Raw genomic sequence first — 17,335 nt, 5'->3', positions numbered from 1 at the left:
ATCCCCGCCCTTTTTCGTTCTCCCGGCGTCAACGGGCCGGCATTCATGGACGTGTGCCAGAGCGGCCCGCTTCTCATTTTGTAGACGTCCTCGAAACTCATTTTGTCAATTCCCGGAACGTCGCCGGCGTCCGGAATGGCGATCATTGAACCAGGACCCCGCCATGATGCATTCCGATACAGTTTGCCTGTTGAGCAAGATCGGTATTGAGGATCATCATGCGGCAATCGTGATCTGATTACTTGCTCTTGCCTGATGTTGTCTGCTTCGAGGCATCTCCCTGCGGAGATACGGAAGCGGGCTGAGACTCGATCTTCTGGACCTTGCCCATGGCTTCGACACCCCAGGTGGTGCCCGCAAGCCTGTCGGCGATCATTTTATATTCCTTCTGCGATTCAGCTGCATTTCCGGAAGCCTCATAGAGCCTGGCGAGTTCAATGGAAGCGGCACCGGGGCCTGACAATGCCTCGGCCTGCTTGAATGCCTTGATAGCGTCCGCCTGCTTTCCCATACCGGCATAGAGATACCCCATGCGCTGGTAGGCTAGTCCAGTCAGCAGTTCTTCGTTCTTGTACCCCGTTATGAACGACTGGTATTCCTGAAGGGCCTCGTCGGCTCTCCCCATATTCATGAGACAATTGCCGGCATACAGTCCGGCCATTGCGCCGCTCAGCGTTGAAGAATATTTCTTCTGCACATCCCTGAAGAGGCCAAGTGCCGCGGCATAATCGGGTCGTGACCCGGAAGCCGGGCTGTAGCGTTCATAGGCCGAATCAAACAGAGGCCCCGCCTTCTGCTCGTCCAGGGAGCGCTTGAGAACAAATCCTCCTCCCAGCAAGAGGGCGATCGCCAGGATCGATACGGCTATCATGACGAACTTTCTGTTCCGGGCATAGAAATCCGAGGCAATGTGCGCCCACGTTACGATCTGCTGCTCAGGCTGCTTCTTCGCTGCTTGTGATCTTTTCTTGATCGTGGCCATTCATGAACCTCCATCTGATATGAGTGCGAAATGGAAATGAAAAAAAGGGACTCGGCGGTGGACGTTGTCACTGCTTGAGCATCTTTTTCGCTTTTTCAGCGAGCGCCCTGGAATTCCCGAGAACGTCGCCGATGCGGTCTGCGTCCAGCCCTGCGCCCAGCAGGACCTCCCGGGCGAATTCGTCCGTGATGAGGTCGCCCGGTTCGTGGGTGTCCGTGTCGATCACAAGCTTTGCGCCGGTCAGACCGGCAATCCTGGCCACGTGACCGTTCGACAGGCTGTGTCCCTTGCGGGACGAGATCTCGAGGTGTACGCCGTTCTTTGAGGCCAGCTCGGCTTCCTCCGGCGTGATGAGTCCGGGGTGGGCCAGGATGTCCACCCCTGCCTCGATCGCCGCCCGGTTCGTGCCGGGATGGACGGGCTCGACCAGGGTCTCCCCGTGCGCCACCACGACAGCGGCCCCGAGGGCCCTTGCCCGCTCGGTCAGCTCGGCAAAGGTCTCGGGCGGGATGTGCGTGAGTTCGATGCCGGGAAGCGCGACGATCTTCCAGCGACGCGACAGCTCCCTGCAGGCCGTGGCCACCCGGGGAATGGTGAAATCCAGGTTCGAGGCGTCGGCATGGTCAGTTATCGCGATCACCTCGTAGCCTTTCATGATTGCGCGGCGGACGAGCTCCGACGGGACGAGAACGCCGTCGCTGAAAAGAGAATGGGTATGGAGGTCGATCATGGTACCACCTTTGGCGAAATGGACATTTAATTTACAGATCCCGCTCGATGCGCGCCTTCCCCTGCCAGCTTCCCCGCTGCTCCATGCGCCTATCGAGGTCGCGGAGCAGCTCGCTCCGCGTCTTGTTCCAAACGGGAGCGATCAGGATCTCGTCCGGCGCCGCCGCGAACAGCCGCTGCAGGACGATGTCCGGGGACAGCCGCTCCAGGAAATCGACGAGGATGTCGAGGTATTCATCGTATTGGAACGTCGGAAAGGGATTCTTGGTGTAATGATCCGCGAGCGCCGTCTCCTTCACGACCTGGAGCTGGTGTATCTTCAGGAATGCGATGGGCTGCTGCGACAGCTCGCCGGCCATGGCGAGCATCTCGTCCCTGGTCTCCGTGGGGAACCCGAGAATGAGGTGTGCCCCGACATGGATGCCCCTGCCAGCGGTCAGGGCCACGGCCTTCCTGAAGCATTCGTAATCATGGCCCCGGTTGATGAACCGGAGCGTCTTGTCGTAGACGGACTGGACGCCGTATTCAACGAGGATGAACCAATCCTTCGCGAGCCGCTCAAGCAGTTCCACTTTTTCTGGGTCAACGCAGTCGGGCCTCGTTCCGATGGCGAGGCCGACGACCCCGGGGTGGTCGAGCGCTTCCCGATAGAGGCGCTCCAGCACGTCAACGGCGGCATAGGTGTTGGTGAAGGGCTGGAAATAGACGATGAACTTCTCCGCCCTGTACCGGGAGCGCAGGTACGGGATGCCGTTCGTGATCTGGTCCCGAAGAGAGAGCGAACTGGCGCAGGCCGTAGGTCTGAAGCTGTCATTGTTGCAGTAGATGCAGCCTCCCGTGGCTATGCTGCCATCGCGGTTCGGGCACGTGAATCCGGCATCCACGTTCACCTTATAGACCGGCTGACCGTACAGGTCCTTCATGTACTGTCCAAAGGCGTTATAGCGGCGTATCGCCTGTTTGACCGGTATTGCTGACGTTTTCATGGTTAGCAGTAATTTTCCCGAAGACGGGGAGACAGTGAATTTGTCCGTGTAATATACCAAAAGGAAAGGGAAAAATCCAGAAGTGAATTCGGAAGAAGGGATATCATCAAACCTTTTGTTATGCTGTTGTTCAGCGTGCAGGGGGCAATACCATTCTTCTATTCCAGCGTGCTTACTCGGCCGCGTCCCTGACCCATGCAAGAAAGTCCTGCGCAACAGGCAGCAGTTCCTCGATATCCCCGCGCGTCACGGCCACTTGACCTTTACACTCGCATGACGGCTTGAGTTCGAAGGCCCGGCTAAGAGCATCGACGAACCGCTTGTCGAAACCGGCGGTCCGGGCGAACTCGCGCTCGAACCGCTCGATGGCCGAGCTCTGCATGGGCGCGTCCAGACTGCGCGCCCGGAGCAGACCCAGAACGGGATGCAGGAACGCGTAGTACAGGCTGTTGATCACAAAGTTCAGCACCGCACCTTCGGCCAGAAGCGCCCGCGCTTCTTCGAGGGCCTCCTGTGCCTGCGCCAGCCTGGTTTTCACGATCTCCTGCATGTGCCGGTTTCTCCCTGCCTGAGAATCTTTCCGTTGCCGTGTCCGGACCCTACCTCGTCCACGTCGTCGTTCTGCCGATGAGCGAAATGCCGATGTAACCCCTCAGGTGCAATTGATCCGGAGATACGAGCGTCATCTTGCCGCTGTAGGTCTTCCCGTTCTTCGGATCGTACACCTTGCCGTCCTTCCACAGGCCGTCTCCGGCAAAGACGAAATCCCGCACGATCTGGAGGCCGATGATCGGGACGGTCCTGAGCCCGGGAACGGGATTGTTATGGTCGAGCTTCGGCGTTCCCGGTTTGCCCTCCTCTGACCCCGCAGGGTAGTTCGGTTCCTTGAGCGACACGATCCTGCCGCAGTATTTTTCGCCGCATTTGAACAGCTCGATCCTCGCGTCCTTCTCCTCGTTGTTCCAGACGCCGAGAATGCTGTCACGATCCGAGGCGAAGAGGGGGAAGGCAGACAACAGCATCATGCCTGCAAAGAGCGCAGCAAGAACGGTTTTCATTGTTTTCCTCGTTTCAACAGGGATCTCACGACCTTCATATTCCTCGGGTCGTCCTCCTCGGTTTCCTTCGGCGTTTCCATGACCTTGGGGACGCTGCTGAAGGCGGGATGATTGAGCAGTTCCTGAAAGCCGTCCAGGCCGATCCTGCCGTCCCCGATATGCCAGTGGCGGTCGATGCGGGAGTTGAAGTCGCGCAGGCAGTCGTTCAGGTGCATCCCCTTCAGACGCTGCAGGCCGACCGTTGCATCGATCTTCTTCGCCAGGCAGTCCACATCCTTCTTCGTCCTGATATCGTAGCCGGCAGCGAATCCATGACAGGTGTCGTAGCACATGCCGATGCGCGAGGGATCATGCAGGCGCGAAATGACCTCCTGGACCTGTTCGAGCGTATACCCCACATCACCGGCCTCCCCTGCGGTGTTTTCGAGCAGGACCGTTGCTTTCGGATCGTGCAGCTTCATAGCCATGTTTACAGCGTCGGAAACCCGTTCGATCATCCACTCGGCACTCTGGCCTTTTGCCGACCCCAGGTGGGTCACCAGAAACTCGGCGCCAAGAGCATCTGTCCGCTCAAGGTCGATCACGAACTGTTCGATCGATTTTTCGTACAGATCGGATTTTGGGGAAGCAAGGTTGATCAGGTAGTTCGTATGGACGAACACGGGAGCAATGTCCCACTGCTCCCGAAGTCTCTTGAATTCCGCTATATCATTCCTATCAAGCGGCTTGACGGTCCAGCCCCGGGGGTTCCTGCTGAATATCTGCATGCAGGAGCAGCCGAGTTCGTGGGCCCGGTCGACGGCGAGAGAGAAGCCGCCCGATATGGAAACATGAAAACCAAGTTTCATATTCATAGGAGCCCTGATGTTCGCGGATGGTCTATGGATGCATGCGGCATTGTCCGGTCAGCTGCTTTTTTCGGCCAGCCGGTACAATTCCGACTCGCTTATGACCTTGACGCCCAGGTCTCTCGCCTTGTCCAGTTTACTGCCTGCTTCCTTACCCGCCACAACGTAGTCGGTCTTTTTCGAAACGGAACCTGCCGTTCGGCCTCCGTTTCGTTCAATGAACTCTTCGATCTCGTTTCGAGGGCGGGTGAGCGCCCCGGTGATCACGAACGTCCAGTCATGCAAGGGGCCCTGGTCCCTTGATTTACCGCCTTCATAACCGGGATTCGCTATTATGACGCCCAGTTTTTTCAGGGTCTCAAGAGTCTGAAGATTCTCCTTCTCGCTGAAAAAGCCGGACAGGGAAGCGGCAAGTTTCTCGCCCATCTGTTTTATCTCCATGATCCGCTCGGCCGGGACGTGATAGAGATCGTCGATTTTCTCGAAGTTCTTCGCCAGCTGCTTTGCCGCGAACTCACCCACATGGAGAATGCCGAGGGCGTACAAAAACTTGCTGAGTGTGGTCTTCTTGCTCTTTTCTATGGCGTCGATCAGGTTCTGCGCAGATTTTTCCGCGAACCGGGGCAGCTCCAGCAGCTGTTCTTTCCTGAGCCGGTAGAGGTCGACGAAATGCCTGATCAGCCCTTTTTCATACAGAAGCTCCACGCTCTTTCCGCCAAGCCCCTCGATGTCCATTGCCCCGCGTGACGCGTAGTGGTAGATGCGTTCCAGCACCTGGGCGGCGCAGTTGAGGCCGATGCACCGGAAGGCCACCTCCCCTTCATCGCGCACGACACGGGACCCGCAGACCGGGCAGTGCGAGGGAGGAGGAAATTCCCGTTCCTGACCCGTGCGCTTCTCCTTGATCACGGTCACAATATGGGGGATCACATCCCCGGCCCGCTCGACCACGACCGTATCGCCGATCCGGATGTCCTTTCGCTCGATCTCGTCCCAGTTGTGGAGCGTTGACCGGGAGACGGTTACACCGCCAATCGGGACCGGCTTCAGCATTGCCACCGGCGTGATCGTTCCCGTCCTTCCCACGCTCGCGATGATGTTCTCGATCTGCGTCGTGCCCTGGTGGGCCGCGAATTTGAACGCGATCGCCCATCGCGGCTCGCGGGTCTTGAAACCGAGCTCGCGCTGCAGCCTGAACTCATTTACCTTGACGACGGCCCCGTCCGTTTCGAACGGCAGCTTCGGCCGCTCTCCCTCGATCTTTTTGATGGCCTCGATCACCTTATCGATGCCGGTCACGACAGAAAAGCGAGCCGGAGTCGGGAAGTGGGCCTGCTTGAGCCATGCGATGAAGTCCGTCTGACTTTTAAAATCGATCCCTTTTGCCGCTCCGAGGCCGTAGCAGGCCATATGGAGCTTCCTCTTCTCCGTTACCGTCGGATCGAGCTGACGAACGGAACCGGCTGCGGCATTGCGGGGATTGGCGAAAAGGGTTTCTTCACTCTTCTCACGTTCCTTATTCATTTTTTCGAATTCATCTATGTCCATATAGACTTCACCGCGGATGTCGATCTCAGCAGGAATGTCCACGCCTTCTATCCTGAGCGGTATGGCCTTTACGGTCTTGATGTTCCGGGTAACTTCTTCACCCTCATACCCATCACCACGAGTGGAAGCGCGCGTTAGGCGACCTTTTTTATAAGTCAGTTCTATAGCAAGACCATCATATTTCGGCTCAACTGTATACTCTAAATCTCCTTCATAAGTACCTATTCTCTCAATGAGCCTCTTTTTTACTCTCTGATCAAAATCACGCACTTTATCATAGCTGAATGCATTCTCCAGTGATAACATTGGTTCGGTGTGCTTAACTTTTTCGAATTTATCGAGCGGTGGCGCGCCGACACGCTGGGTTGGGGAATCAGGCAGGCTGTAACCGTACTTTGTTTCGATCTCCTGAAGACGCCTGAAGAGACGGTCGTATTCTTCGTCTGAGATGACCGGTGCATCGAGGACGTGGTACCGGTAATTGTGCTCGTTGATTTGTGCTGTAAGCTTCTCGATCTCTTTCTTGATGTCTGCGGGAATTTTTTTCATGGGCACTGGAAACCAAATCCGGATGACGGAAGTCCGGACCGGGCATGCAGGATGCCGAGCCCGTTAATGCAGGCTACTCGGCGCTCTTCTCTTCCAGCTGATAGTCCTTGATCTTCGTCAGCAGCGTCTTGTAGCTCACCTGCAGGACCTCGGCGGCGCGGGACTTGTTCCCGCCGGTCTGCTTCAGCACCTGACGGATCCTGCGCGACTCGGCGATGCGCGTGGCTGCCTCGGCTATGGCATGGAGCGGGCCGTCCATGGGAACGTGTTCGGACAGGGCGTTGATGATGTTCGTCTCGCTGATCCCGAGGTCCTGGGCCCTGATGACGCCGCCGTCCGCATAGATCACGGAGCGTTCGATCACGTTTTCGAGCTCCCGCACGTTCCCCCGCCAGGGAGACTTCATCAGGATCTCCATGGCCTCATCGGAGATCGCGAGCGGACCCTTCCGCACCTCGGCGGTGTATTTTACCAGGAAGTGCCGGGCCAGGGGCGGAATGTCATCGCGCCGTTCACGCAGCGGCGGAATGGTGATCGGGAACACGTTCAGGCGGTAGAACAGGTCATCGCGGAACAGCTTGGCCGAGACCGCTTTTTCGATATCCTTGTTCGTGGCCGCGATGACCCTGACGTCGATCTTGATCGGCTTGCCGCCTCCCACGCGCTCGATCACCTGTTCCTGGAGCACGCGGAGCAATTTAGCCTGGAGCGCCAGGTCCATGTCCCCGATCTCGTCGAGGAACACCGTTCCCTTGTCGGCGAGTTCGAGCTTTCCGAGCTTGCGCGCATCGGCGCCGGTGAAGGCGCCCCGTTCGTAGCCGAAGAGCTCGCTTTCCAGCAGTTCCCGCGGGATGGCGGCGGAATTGATCGCTACAAAGGGGCCGTCCTTGCGCAGGCTCAGGTAGTGGATGGCCCTCGCGAAGAGCTCCTTGCCCGTGCCGCTCTCGCCGTGTACCAGGACGGTGGCGTTGGTGGGGGCAGCTTTCTGTATCTTTGCCGTGATCTCCTGGAGCTGGGTGCTTTTCCCGATGATCTTCGGAAGGCCGAGCCTTTCGGCGAGCTCTTCCTTCAGCAGGATGTTCTCGGTCGCGATGCGGCTCGCGTCGAGGGCGCGCTTGATGAGCACCAGGAGATGGTCCATGTCGAAGGGCTTTGTCAGGAAATCATAGGCGCCCTGCTTGACGGCCTTGACCGCGACCTCGATCGTGCCGTAGGCGGTCATAACGATGACCGGCAGGAGAGGGTTGTCCTCGTTCACGGTCTTGAGCACCTCGAAGCCGTCCTTCCGGGGCAGCTTCAGGTCGGTCAGCACGAGACCGATCCGTTCGTCGGAAAGCTTCTTGATGCCTTCGGCGCCGTCGCGCGCGGTGATCACCTGGTAGCCCTCCGCTTCGAGGGTCTGCTTCAGCATGTCAAGCATGCTTTCTTTGTCTTCGATGACGAGGATTGTGTCCATATCTATTCGTTAGCCCCGAAGGTCACGCTCATTCGCGTGCATTCGCGGCAGCGTGTCAACCTGGCAGTATCACCGTGAACGCCGTTCCCTTCCCTTCCGTGCTTTGCACGTCGATCCTCCCCCCGTGGGAAAGGACGATCTTGTGCGTCAGGGCGAGGCCGAGGCCGACCCCCTTGTCCTTCGTCGTGAAGAAAGGAAGAAATATTTTCCTGATCATTTCCGGGGCGATGCCGGAGCCCGTGTCGGTTATGGCGACCGAGTAGTTGCGTTCTCCCCGTGCATCGATGGATATCGTTCCCCCGTCAGGCATGGCCTCCACCGCATTCTGGATGAGATTGCTGAATGCCTGCCGCATGAGCACTTCATCGATCGACAGCGTCCGGTCCTCTACGGCAATCAAGGTCCTGACCCGGGACTCCGCATTCGTCGCCTGCAGAACGTTTGCAACGCATCCCTCGATCAGTTCCCTGGCGCTCACGCTGACCCGGTTCAATGAGGCCGGCCGCGCAAAGGTGAGGAGATCGCCGATGATGCGGTTCATGCCGTTGATCTCCGCCGTGATGTCGCGGATGATCGTCTGGCTGCGTTCGTCGGTCTTCTTCGAGAGCAGGTTGAGGTAGCCGGCGATGACCGCCATGGGATTGCGCAGCTCATGGGCGATGCCCGCGGACATCTCTCCCAGGGCGGTCAGCCGCTCCCGGAGCTCCATCTGTTCCTGGAGGCGCTTCACCTCCGTGAGGTCGGAGAACGAAAGGATGACTCCCAGGGCCTCGCCGTGACGGTCCGTCAGGACGGCCGTGTTAAATCCCAGCCAGACCTTTCCCCCCGGCCGGTCCAGCGCCGATTCGAGCCGTTGGGAAGGGACCCGGTGCTCAACGGTCTCCCGGACGGCCCTGCAGATGATATCGTCATTGAATAGTTCGCGGCAGCTCTTTCCCCTGGCATCGCTCAGACTGATGTGGAGCATGTCCACGGCAGAGCGGTTGACCGTGGTCAGGAGGCAGTCCCGGTCGAAGGTCATGACGCCGCTCGTCACGCACTGGAGGATGTTCTCGTTGTAGCTCTCGACGTTCTCGGCCCGCTGCTCCGCCAGCAACTTGAGCCGCTCGAGCTCTCTTTCCTTCTCCTTCAGCTGCTTCGTGACCTCATGGAAAGCGTTGATGATGAAGGCGGTTTCCTCGGGCTTTCCCCGCTCCTCGTTCCCGCCGACGGACCTGCGGTGATACCGTCTCGCAGCGCTCCAGACCATGCCTGCGCCCGCGAAAAGGATCAAACACCCGAGGAGTATCGAGTAGAAGTGAAGGTTCATGTCCTGATCAGGGAAACGTACCAGTCTATGAGTTCAGGCCCGTAGAACGCGGTCACCACGGCGCCGAGGGCGAGAAAAGGGCCGAAGGGGATCACCTTCTCCATCTGGTGTCGCTTGAGCAGGATCAGGGCGATGCCGATGATCGACCCGGAGATCGCGCCGAGCATGATCGTGAGCAGCGCGCCCTTCCAGCCCAGAAAAGAGCCCACCATGCCCATCAGTTTCACGTCGCCGCCGCCCATGGCCTCGATGTGCCTGAGCTTCTCCCACAGCCAGCCGATAGCAAGGAGCGGCACGGCGCCGCACAGCATCCCGGTAACGGAGTTGACGAATCCGGCGAGATAGTGTCCCGCATGGGGCATCAGGCGGCCGAGATAGAACGGGAGCGGTTCGCCCAGCGCCGACATGACCAGGGGTGCGATGGAAATACCGATCAGGATGCCGGGCAGCGTGATGAAATCGGGAATGATCTGGTGGTCGAGATCGATGAAGGTGATGACGATCAGGGACGAGCAGAAGGCCATCAGGAGAAAAGCTTCGCCGGAAACGCCGAATTCCCGGGCGATCAGGACGAAGAACGCGGCATTCATGAACTCGACGAGCGGATACCGCCAGGAAATGGGCTCGCCGCAGGCGCGGCATCTGCCGCGGAGGAGCAGGAAGCTGATGACCGGGATGTTGTCGTAGAACCTGATGGGCTCCCTGCACCCGGGACAGTGCGACGGCGGTTTTACGATGGAGCGGTCGCGCGGGAGGCGCACGATGCAGACATTCAGGAAGCTGCCGATCAGCAGGCCGAAGATGAACACCAGCGCGAGGGTCATTGAGCGCCCTCTTCCCGGGACTTCTCTGCGTCCCTGAATGACGCCTGCTCGTTCTCGATCTCGCTGTAAATGTCCTCGAGGTCCTTTTCCCGCGACGTGATCTCGGCAAGGGCCATCACGATCTCCTCGTCCCTCAGCAGCAGGTCCGTGGTCCGGGGCAGTTCATCCTTTTTCCTGAGCTGCAGCACCCTCCGCCCGATGAGCCGCTCCTGCTCCCTGATGAGGGACCGCACCTCGTCGAGCCGGATCTTGAGCCGCGCGATGGCGATCTCTGCCCGCACGCGCTCCGAGAACACGGCAGCGCCCGCCGTGATCTTCTTTGCCGCCTTCTCCATGTTGATGATCACTTTTTCCCAGATAGTCATCGAAAGAACCTCGTGACATACCAACCACTAACCACGGATGAACACAGGTGCGGCTTCGCCGCACGCACCGATAAAGACTATTTTAACCGTGTGAGCTCCGGCCCCGAATCATACTGTGATGAGAGCCGGGAGGAAGCTCCCGTGGTACCAAAGCTGGCGCATTGCATTTCTACTGTAACAGAATACCATGGAAATATCAACCGACGCTGATCAGCCTCAGCTTTCCCTGCCACCTTCTCTTCAGCAGTTCCCGGAGCCGGGGATGGCCTGCAAGGTCCGCATCCTGCTGGATCAGCGCGAAGGCCTCGGTCCTGGCCTTCTCCAGAAGGTCCGCGTCCCGTATGATGTTCGCAGCCCGCAGGTCCGGCAGGCCGGACTGGCGCGTGCCGAAGAACTCGCCCGGACCGCGAAGCCGGAGGTCTTCCTCGGCGATCCTGAACCCGTCGTTCGTGCGGCTGAACGCGGTCAGCCGCTCCCGCGCCTCGGGGGCGAACATGCGCGGCCCCATCAGGATGCAGTACGACTGGTGGGCCCCCCTCCCGACCCTGCCCCGGAGCTGGTGGAGCTGCGCCAGGCCGAACCGCTCGGGATGCTCGATCACCATGATCGTCGCGTTCGGCACGTCCACGCCGACCTCGATCACCGTGGTCGAGACAAGCATGTGGATCTCGCCCGACTTGTAGGACGCCATGACCGCTTCCTTTTCGTCCCCCTTCATCCTCCCGTGCAGGAGACCGACCTTCCATTTTGGGAAGATGTCCTGCTGCAGATGGGCCGCCATCTCGGTCGCTGCCTTGAGGTCGCTCTTCTCGGTCTCTTCCACGAGGGGGTAGACCACGTATGCCTGGCGGCCCTTGGCGAGCTCGGCCTCGATGAAGCGGTAGGCCTCCTGCCGCTTCGGCTCGAAATACAGTTTGGTGATCACCGGAATCCGTCCGGGCGGCAGCTCGTCGATCACGGAAACATCCAGGTCCCCGTAGACCGTGAGCGCAAGCGTGCGCGGGATGGGGGTCGCGGTCATGACCAGCACGTCGGGCTCGTATCCCTTGGAGGTGAGCGTGGACCGCTGCATCACGCCGAAGCGGTGCTGCTCGTCGATGACCGCGAGGCCGAGGCGATGAAACATCACGTCCTGCTCGATCAAGGCGTGGGTGCCGACCGCGATCGCGGCCGAGCCCGATGCGATGTCGGCCAGCAGGGACTCCTTTTCCTTCTTCCTCATGCGTCCCGTGAGGGTGCGCACGGGGATTCCGAGCGGAATTGCGAGAGCTGACATGCTCTTGAAGTGCTGGTCCGCGAGGATCTCCGTGGGGGCCATGATGCACGCCTGGTATCCGTTCTCCACGGCCATGAGCGCCGCGATGAGCGCGACGATCGTCTTGCCGCACCCCACATCGCCCTGGACCAGACGGTTCATGGGCCTGCTGGCGATCATGTCCTTCTTGATCTCGGCAAGGACCCGTTCCTGGGCAATGGTCAAAGCATAGGGCAGCCGCTTCCGGAGCGAGGCCTCGAGCGTTCCGATATCCCTGAACGAAATGCCCTTCTTCTCAACAACGACGCCCCGTTTTTTCAGGGCAAGGCCGAGCTCCAGCGAGAAGAGCTCCTCGAAGCTCATCCGCCGGTGTGCGGGACTTGCCCCGCGGTTCAGAACGTCGATGTTCTTTTCGAGGGACGGGAAATGGACTTCCGGAAGGGCCTGGGATACGGGCATCAGCGAGTATTTAGCGACGAGGTCGTGGGGCAGCGGCTCCTGCATCGATCCGGCACAGGCATCGAGGATCGTTTTCATCATGCTGCGCAGATAGCGGACAGACAGGCCCGACGTGGTGCGGTAGATGGGAACGATCGTGCCGGTATGGATGAGGTCGTCCTGATCCCCTTCCTCCATGATCTCATAGTCGGGGTTGTCGATCTGGGGCAGGCCGCCCTTGTACGGGTTCGATTTCACGACGCCAGACAGGATCACCTTCTGGCCGACCCTGAACGCCTTCTGCATGAAGGGCTGGTTGTACCAGGAGCCCACGAGCATCCCGCTCCGGTCGGTGATCACCAGCTCGAACACCTTCACCCAGCGCCGCCTCGTCTCTGCAACCTTGGCGGAGACAACCTCGCCCATCACGGTCTCATAGGACCCGATGGAGAGTCTGCCGATCTTCTTGAGATTCCCGCGGTCCTCGTAGCGCCAGGGAAGGTAGGACAGCGCGTCATCGACGGTCTCAATGCCGAGCTTCTTGAGCAGCTCTGCCCGCTTCGGGCCGATCCCCTTGATGTACTGGACCGGCGTATCGAGTGCGATAAGGCCCTTGTGGACTTCCGGCTGCTCCTCCGCCGTTGATCGAGGAGAAGCTTTGTACGCCTTCTCCCCTTCGGGGTGAAGGTTGCTGTCGCTGTCCCACGAATCGATCAATGCCGAGGCTATCCTGATCCGGTCTTTCTTCTCGGAGATGGGGAGGCTGTCGAACTGCTCGAACACCGCTTCGAGCTCGTGGATCTTTGGCTTCTCCTGTCCGAGGAGCTTTAATTCCCCCAACTGGACGCGCATGAAAGGCTCAAGGGCCGAGAGGCTCCCCACATGGGCAAAGTTGTCACGGGAGGCGAAAAAGAGCGGTTTCCTGATGCGGTCGAGGATGGTCTTGAGGTCGTCCATAAGAGATGTCCCGAGAATATTAGAGTATTTTTCAGGGATTGTCGAGAGGAAAGCAGGATGATGGGCAGGATTGAAGGGTCAGGAAAATGCAGGGCCTTTTCGATGAGCAGATGGAGACGGCTGTTGGCCAAAATAGTCCTTGAAGAATCCTCAAGTAGTATGTCACAGGCCTGTCAGAAATGCACAATTTTTGGAAGTGGCTCAGCACCACTCCGTGAGATGAATATATTTCAGAAAAATGTGGCCATCTGATTTGATACCTATTATAAATGATAGAACCTTTCTCTTACCGCTGACCACTTTTCCGGCATATGAAACTTTCAGTGATCAGTTTCTAAGGAAATAGACGGTAGAACTTGACATGGCAGCGGCTAAGAGATATGTTTAATTAGGATATGTATAGAATTATTCGAAAACCCGATAAAGCCAAACCTGTCATGAGATAGGGACGGAAAGCGGCGGGTCTTTACGGATCATGATGGCCGAGCTACCGAAGGTTGAACCTTTTGGGACGCTCGGCTTTTTTATGATCGTTTCGTTCATCAAAAGGGGGCTTTGATCGTAGTGTCTGATGGCCGCACTTGAGAGGGAGGAGGTGATCGGTATGTTTCAGGTAGATGTTGCCAGGAAGCGCGTGGTTATCGCACATACCGTGCAAGCCCTGGACGGGAGTGTAGATTTGACGACTACCTTTGATCTTTGCAATGTCACGGAAGAAGAAATGCTCCTGTGGGCGGCAACAAACAAACTGACGCGCTGGCTCGCCGGTTTGGAGACAGGCCGGCTCCCTCGTGCCGAAGTGAAGAAGCGGTTTGACAATATTGTCGTCGAGTGCAGGGAGTACGTTGAGCCGGATGCCCGGCGGATCCCGCAGGAGGAAACGGCTATCATTGACAATCTCCGCAAGGTTCTGCGTGATGGCGTGTCGATGGACGAGCTGCTGCAATCGCTCGTCCGCAGTACACGCCACTACGGTCACTGATGAGGGGATTCCATAGGGTCACGTCTAAGAGTCCATAGGGTCGTCTTGTTATTTGATATTTGTTCTTGAGCAGCCACTAACCTGCTAACGGTCGCATAGTTCAACCCCAGATGATCCGCGATCTCTCTCTGAAGGTACCCATACTTCTCCACTGCATCCGCTATACGACGATCCCGCTTGCGCTTGTTCCGCACAAGGTCCTCCGAAAACAACTTTTCCAGAGACGGCCTCTTTAGGTATTTTTGACTCCGGGTGATCTCGGGCACCTCTTTGTGCTTTCTGAGATGATCTACAAAGCGGTCTGCAAAATCCTCTTCACCGAGTATTGTCTGCCCCCGCACGTCGACCCAGACAGATTGTTTGCCAAGTCTATAGGGTCAGGTCTTTCTCCGTGCATTTTCATACTCGCGCAGCCAACGGCTGATCGTTGAATAATGCACGCCCATCTGCCGTGCAATCTCGCTCTGTCGGTAACCATGTTTTTCCACTGCGTCCGACAGTCTTCTCTTCAGTTTGCGATGATCGCTCAAGATCCCTTCCGGCAAAAGAACCGGAAGCGCAGGCCGCGTCGCATACCGTTGGCTCCGGGGAATCTCAGTGATGTCTTTATGCTTCCTGAGATGATCGGCCAGTTTGTCAACGAAGTCGTCCTTCCCCAACAGAGCCTGGCCCCGCACCTCGGTCCAGATCGTCTGTTTTCCAATTCCCCACTTCACGAACTGCCGGTATTCCCGCTCGGCCTTGCCCCGCTTCCCGCTGAACTGGCCTAGCACCCAGTCCGTCGTGAGGCTTGGATGTGGCTTTTCCTTTCCGGCCGTCGCCCGGTAGCTGGACCATGAATAGTCGTCAGGCTTCTCAGCCATCCCGGCACGGACGGGGTTCAAAACGACATACCGGCATACTTCAAGGAGGTGGCTGTCTTTCTGGATGAGGATGGCTTTGTATCTTCCCTGGAACAAATGTCCGGTCCGATTGTGGCGCTTGTTGAAGAGTTGGGTGTAAACGCCGTTCAATTGGCGCATACCAAGGGCTAGGTTGCCGTCAGGGGTCTCGATGAGAAGATGGTAATGGTTGGTCATGAGGCAGTAGGTCTGGCAGAGCCAATTGTAGCGTTTGTTAACGTGCTGGAGGGTGTTCAGGAAGTTCAGGCGGTCAGCGTCGTCCTTGAAGACGGGCTTCTTCTCATTGCCCCGTGCGGTGACGTGATAGACTGCACCTGGGTATTCGATGCGAAGCGGACGGGCCATGAGGCAAGAATAGCAGAGGAGAGTGCGAAATGCAAGAAGAAAGACCTGACCCTATTGGTTCCTATTGGTTCTATTGGTTCCCTATTTTGGTTCCTATTTGGTTCTGTTCGGTCCATAGGCATAGCTCTCGAGTTTTCGGTCTGCCTGTTCCCTACCCCGTCATAGGTCCAGCCGAGGCTGTCCCAGATGCCTGACGCGGCGGTCTGGAGCCGGTCAAGGGCATCATACGTAAATGTCTTGTTCTTTGTTGCGTCGAGAACGTCGTTGATGGTCTTGATATTGCCGTTCGCATCATACGTTTGATAGCTGAGGTTCATGACCGCGCTGACCGTGATGTTCGTTATCCGGTACTGGTTCTCGTAGCCAATGGTCCCGTTCAGTCCATTTCCATACGTGAGCGACGACATGCCGCCGAAGGGCTTGTAATTGAGGTTCGTTGCGAGGTTGGCTGCGTTATTTGGGACGCGGTTGCTGTGTGGACATTGATGGGGTAAAAGGTCTTCTGGCTTCCCTTTACTGGGCAATATATTTTTTACTCGATGGATTTCGTGTACTTCCAGAGGAATTTATTCGTACCTTAGCGCGTCGATGGGGTTGAGGAGCGAGGCTTTGTAGGCGGGATAGAAGCCGAAGAAGATGCCGATGAAGCCGGAGAATCCGAATGCCATCACGATGGAGAGCGGCGATACGATGGTAGGCCAGCCGGAGAGGGAGGACAGGACCATCGACGTGGACACTCCCGTGACGATCCCGATGACGCCTCCGATGAGCGACAGCGTGAGAGCCTCGATGATGAACTGGAGCCGGATGTCCCAGGTCTTGGCTCCTATGGCCATGCGGATGCCGATCTCCCGGGTGCGCTCGGTCACGGACACGAGCATGATGTTCATGATGCCGATGCCGCCCACGAGGAGCGAGACGGACGCGATCGCGCCGAGCAGGAGGGTCATGACCTTCGTGGACTGTTCCTGGGCCTGCATGATCTGCGTGAGGTTCCTGACCGTGAAGTCGTTGTCCTGCTTCTGGCCGATGTGGTGCCGCTGCCGGAGGAGCTCGTTGATCTGTTTTTCGGCGGACGGAAGGTCCTCGGCGCTCTTCGCCTTGACGATGATGATCCTGACCATGCCCGGGAACTGGGCCCCGAAGAGTTTTTTCTGAGCCGTGGTCACGGGGATCAGGATCGTGTCGTCCTGGTCCTGGCCCTGCGCGTTCTGGCCCTTGCGGGCAAGGACGCCGACGACGGTGAAGGGCAGGTTCTTGATCCTGATCGTCTGGCCCACCGGGTTCTGGTCGCCGAACAGGTTGTCCACCACGGTCTGGCCGAGAAGCGCGACCTTGGTCGCGCTCTTCACGTCCTGCTGCGTGAAAGCCCTGCCCGTGGCAAGTTCCCAGTCGCGGACGACGAGGAGCGAGGGAGTCGTGCCTATCACGCCCGTGGACCAGTTCATGTGGCCGGTGACGATCTGCGCCACGCCGTTGTGAATCGGCGCCGCATCGGAAACGCCGGGGCATTCCTTCATGATGGCGTCTGTATCGCCCGTGGTCAGCGTGGGCTGCGTCCCCGCCCCCATCCGTACACCTCCCGAGGTCGTGGCCCCGGGCAGGATGATCAGCAGGTTGCTGCCCATGCTCGAGATCTGCTCCGCGATCTTCTGGCTCGCCCCGGTGCCGACGGCGACCATGGCGATCACGGCGCCGACGCCGATGATGATGCCGAGCATGGTGAGCGCCGAGCGCATCTTGTTCACGCGGAGCGCGCGGATTGAGATCTTGAAGGTCGAGGGAATGTTGATCATCGTAAA

General features: G+C 58.3%; 16 protein-coding genes and 1 riboswitch. Of the genes, 1 reads left to right on the top strand and 15 read right to left on the bottom strand.

Annotated elements, in window-relative coordinates; genetic code table 11:
- Window positions 1–238 precede the first annotated feature (238 nt).
- The 12 genes from VL197_02530 to recG all read right to left on the bottom strand — a co-directional run bounded on the left by VL197_02530 (window position 239) and on the right by recG (window position 13,304).
- Window positions 239–982, bottom strand: a complete 744-nt coding sequence (locus tag VL197_02530; GenBank protein HUJ16844.1) for a tetratricopeptide repeat protein — start codon at window positions 980–982, stop codon at window positions 239–241.
- Between the two features lie 67 nt (window positions 983–1,049).
- Window positions 1,050–1,712 (bottom strand): histidinol phosphate phosphatase domain-containing protein, encoded by a 663-nt coding sequence (locus VL197_02525; GenBank protein ID HUJ16843.1) that lies wholly within the window; start codon window positions 1,710–1,712, stop codon window positions 1,050–1,052.
- Between the two features lie 31 nt (window positions 1,713–1,743).
- On the bottom strand, window positions 1,744–2,697 hold the full coding sequence (locus VL197_02520; GenBank protein HUJ16842.1) for a TIGR01212 family radical SAM protein: 954 nt from the start codon (window positions 2,695–2,697) through the stop codon (window positions 1,744–1,746).
- A gap of 172 nt (window positions 2,698–2,869) precedes the next feature.
- Window positions 2,870–3,247: a HEPN domain-containing protein gene (locus VL197_02515; GenBank protein HUJ16841.1), complete on the bottom strand. Its 378-nt coding sequence runs from the start codon at window positions 3,245–3,247 to the stop codon at window positions 2,870–2,872.
- A gap of 49 nt (window positions 3,248–3,296) precedes the next feature.
- Entirely contained in the window at window positions 3,297–3,755 is a 459-nt protein-coding gene (locus VL197_02510; GenBank protein ID HUJ16840.1) for a DUF2147 domain-containing protein, read from the bottom strand.
- Window positions 3,752–4,609 carry a deoxyribonuclease IV gene (locus VL197_02505; protein ID HUJ16839.1) on the bottom strand — a complete coding sequence of 286 codons (858 nt, stop codon included), beginning with the start codon at window positions 4,607–4,609 and terminating at the stop codon, window positions 3,752–3,754. Before VL197_02505 ends, VL197_02510 begins: the two co-directional genes overlap by 4 nt.
- A gap of 51 nt (window positions 4,610–4,660) precedes the next feature.
- Window positions 4,661–6,700, bottom strand: a complete 2,040-nt coding sequence (gene ligA / locus VL197_02500; GenBank protein ID HUJ16838.1) for an NAD-dependent DNA ligase LigA — start codon at window positions 6,698–6,700, stop codon at window positions 4,661–4,663.
- A gap of 73 nt (window positions 6,701–6,773) precedes the next feature.
- A complete protein-coding gene (locus tag VL197_02495; GenBank protein ID HUJ16837.1) occupies window positions 6,774–8,156 on the bottom strand; it encodes a sigma-54 dependent transcriptional regulator in 1,383 nt (460 codons plus the stop codon).
- A 55-nt stretch (window positions 8,157–8,211) separates the two neighbouring features.
- The gene (locus VL197_02490; GenBank protein HUJ16836.1) at window positions 8,212–9,465 is read right to left on the bottom strand and encodes an ATP-binding protein; all 1,254 of its coding nucleotides are present in this window, start codon (window positions 9,463–9,465) and stop codon (window positions 8,212–8,214) included.
- A complete protein-coding gene (locus VL197_02485; protein HUJ16835.1) occupies window positions 9,462–10,289 on the bottom strand; it encodes a prepilin peptidase in 828 nt (275 codons plus the stop codon). The genes VL197_02490 and VL197_02485 overlap by 4 nt, the downstream gene beginning before the upstream one ends.
- Window positions 10,286–10,654, bottom strand: a complete 369-nt coding sequence (locus VL197_02480; GenBank protein ID HUJ16834.1) for a hypothetical protein — start codon at window positions 10,652–10,654, stop codon at window positions 10,286–10,288. Before VL197_02480 ends, VL197_02485 begins: the two co-directional genes overlap by 4 nt.
- A 196-nt stretch (window positions 10,655–10,850) precedes the next feature.
- Complete coding sequence (gene recG / locus VL197_02475; protein HUJ16833.1) at window positions 10,851–13,304, bottom strand: ATP-dependent DNA helicase RecG; 2,454 nt, start codon at window positions 13,302–13,304, stop codon at window positions 10,851–10,853.
- 415 nt (window positions 13,305–13,719) lie between these two features.
- Window positions 13,720–13,799: riboswitch (cyclic di-GMP riboswitch) on the top strand.
- Between the two features lie 109 nt (window positions 13,800–13,908).
- On the opposite strand from recG, the gene VL197_02470 reads away from it, so the two are divergent.
- Window positions 13,909–14,286, top strand: a complete 378-nt coding sequence (locus VL197_02470) for a hypothetical protein (protein HUJ16832.1) — start codon at window positions 13,909–13,911, stop codon at window positions 14,284–14,286.
- Between the two features lie 377 nt (window positions 14,287–14,663).
- On the opposite strand, the gene VL197_02465 is transcribed toward VL197_02470, so the two are convergent.
- From VL197_02465 to VL197_02455, 3 genes are all read right to left on the bottom strand, one after another.
- On the bottom strand, window positions 14,664–15,533 hold the full coding sequence (locus VL197_02465; protein HUJ16831.1) for a transposase: 870 nt from the start codon (window positions 15,531–15,533) through the stop codon (window positions 14,664–14,666).
- Window positions 15,431–15,940 carry a hypothetical protein gene (locus tag VL197_02460; GenBank protein HUJ16830.1) on the bottom strand — a complete coding sequence of 170 codons (510 nt, stop codon included), beginning with the start codon at window positions 15,938–15,940 and terminating at the stop codon, window positions 15,431–15,433. Before VL197_02460 ends, VL197_02465 begins: the two co-directional genes overlap by 103 nt.
- A 159-nt stretch (window positions 15,941–16,099) precedes the next feature.
- Window positions 16,100–17,329, bottom strand: a complete 1,230-nt coding sequence (locus tag VL197_02455) for an ABC transporter permease (GenBank protein ID HUJ16829.1) — start codon at window positions 17,327–17,329, stop codon at window positions 16,100–16,102.
- Between the last annotated feature and the right edge of the window lie 6 nt (window positions 17,330–17,335).

This window comes from Nitrospirota bacterium, from assembly GCA_035516965.1.
In the GTDB taxonomy this organism is placed as follows: Bacteria; Nitrospirota; UBA9217; order UBA9217; family UBA9217; genus MHEA01.
Note: the sequence above shows the minus strand (reverse complement) of the source record. Positions and strands in the feature narration are given on the sequence as shown.

Bases quoted from the DNA above. Each gene is read 5' to 3' on its own strand.
- ligA (HUJ16838.1), bottom strand. From the start codon at position 6,700: ATGAAAAAAATTCCCGCAGACATCAAGAAAGAGATCGAGAAGCTTACA.
- VL197_02465 (HUJ16831.1), bottom strand. From the start codon at position 15,533: ATGGCCCGTCCGCTTCGCATCGAATACCCAGGTGCAGTCTATCACGTC.
- VL197_02485 (HUJ16835.1), bottom strand. From the start codon at position 10,289: ATGACCCTCGCGCTGGTGTTCATCTTCGGCCTGCTGATCGGCAGCTTC.
- VL197_02525 (HUJ16843.1), bottom strand. From the start codon at position 1,712: ATGATCGACCTCCATACCCATTCTCTTTTCAGCGACGGCGTTCTCGTC.
- VL197_02460 (HUJ16830.1), bottom strand. From the start codon at position 15,940: ATGTCGTCGCTCACGTATGGAAATGGACTGAACGGGACCATTGGCTAC.
- VL197_02480 (HUJ16834.1), bottom strand. From the start codon at position 10,654: ATGACTATCTGGGAAAAAGTGATCATCAACATGGAGAAGGCGGCAAAG.
- VL197_02470 (HUJ16832.1), top strand. From the start codon at position 13,909: ATGTTTCAGGTAGATGTTGCCAGGAAGCGCGTGGTTATCGCACATACC.
- VL197_02455 (HUJ16829.1), bottom strand. From the start codon at position 17,329: ATGATCAACATTCCCTCGACCTTCAAGATCTCAATCCGCGCGCTCCGC.
- VL197_02495 (HUJ16837.1), bottom strand. From the start codon at position 8,156: ATGGACACAATCCTCGTCATCGAAGACAAAGAAAGCATGCTTGACATG.
- VL197_02515 (HUJ16841.1), bottom strand. From the start codon at position 3,247: ATGCAGGAGATCGTGAAAACCAGGCTGGCGCAGGCACAGGAGGCCCTC.
- VL197_02490 (HUJ16836.1), bottom strand. From the start codon at position 9,465: ATGAACCTTCACTTCTACTCGATACTCCTCGGGTGTTTGATCCTTTTC.
- recG (HUJ16833.1), bottom strand. From the start codon at position 13,304: ATGGACGACCTCAAGACCATCCTCGACCGCATCAGGAAACCGCTCTTT.
- VL197_02520 (HUJ16842.1), bottom strand. From the start codon at position 2,697: ATGAAAACGTCAGCAATACCGGTCAAACAGGCGATACGCCGCTATAAC.
- VL197_02505 (HUJ16839.1), bottom strand. From the start codon at position 4,609: ATGAATATGAAACTTGGTTTTCATGTTTCCATATCGGGCGGCTTCTCT.
- VL197_02510 (HUJ16840.1), bottom strand. From the start codon at position 3,755: ATGAAAACCGTTCTTGCTGCGCTCTTTGCAGGCATGATGCTGTTGTCT.
- VL197_02530 (HUJ16844.1), bottom strand. From the start codon at position 982: ATGGCCACGATCAAGAAAAGATCACAAGCAGCGAAGAAGCAGCCTGAG.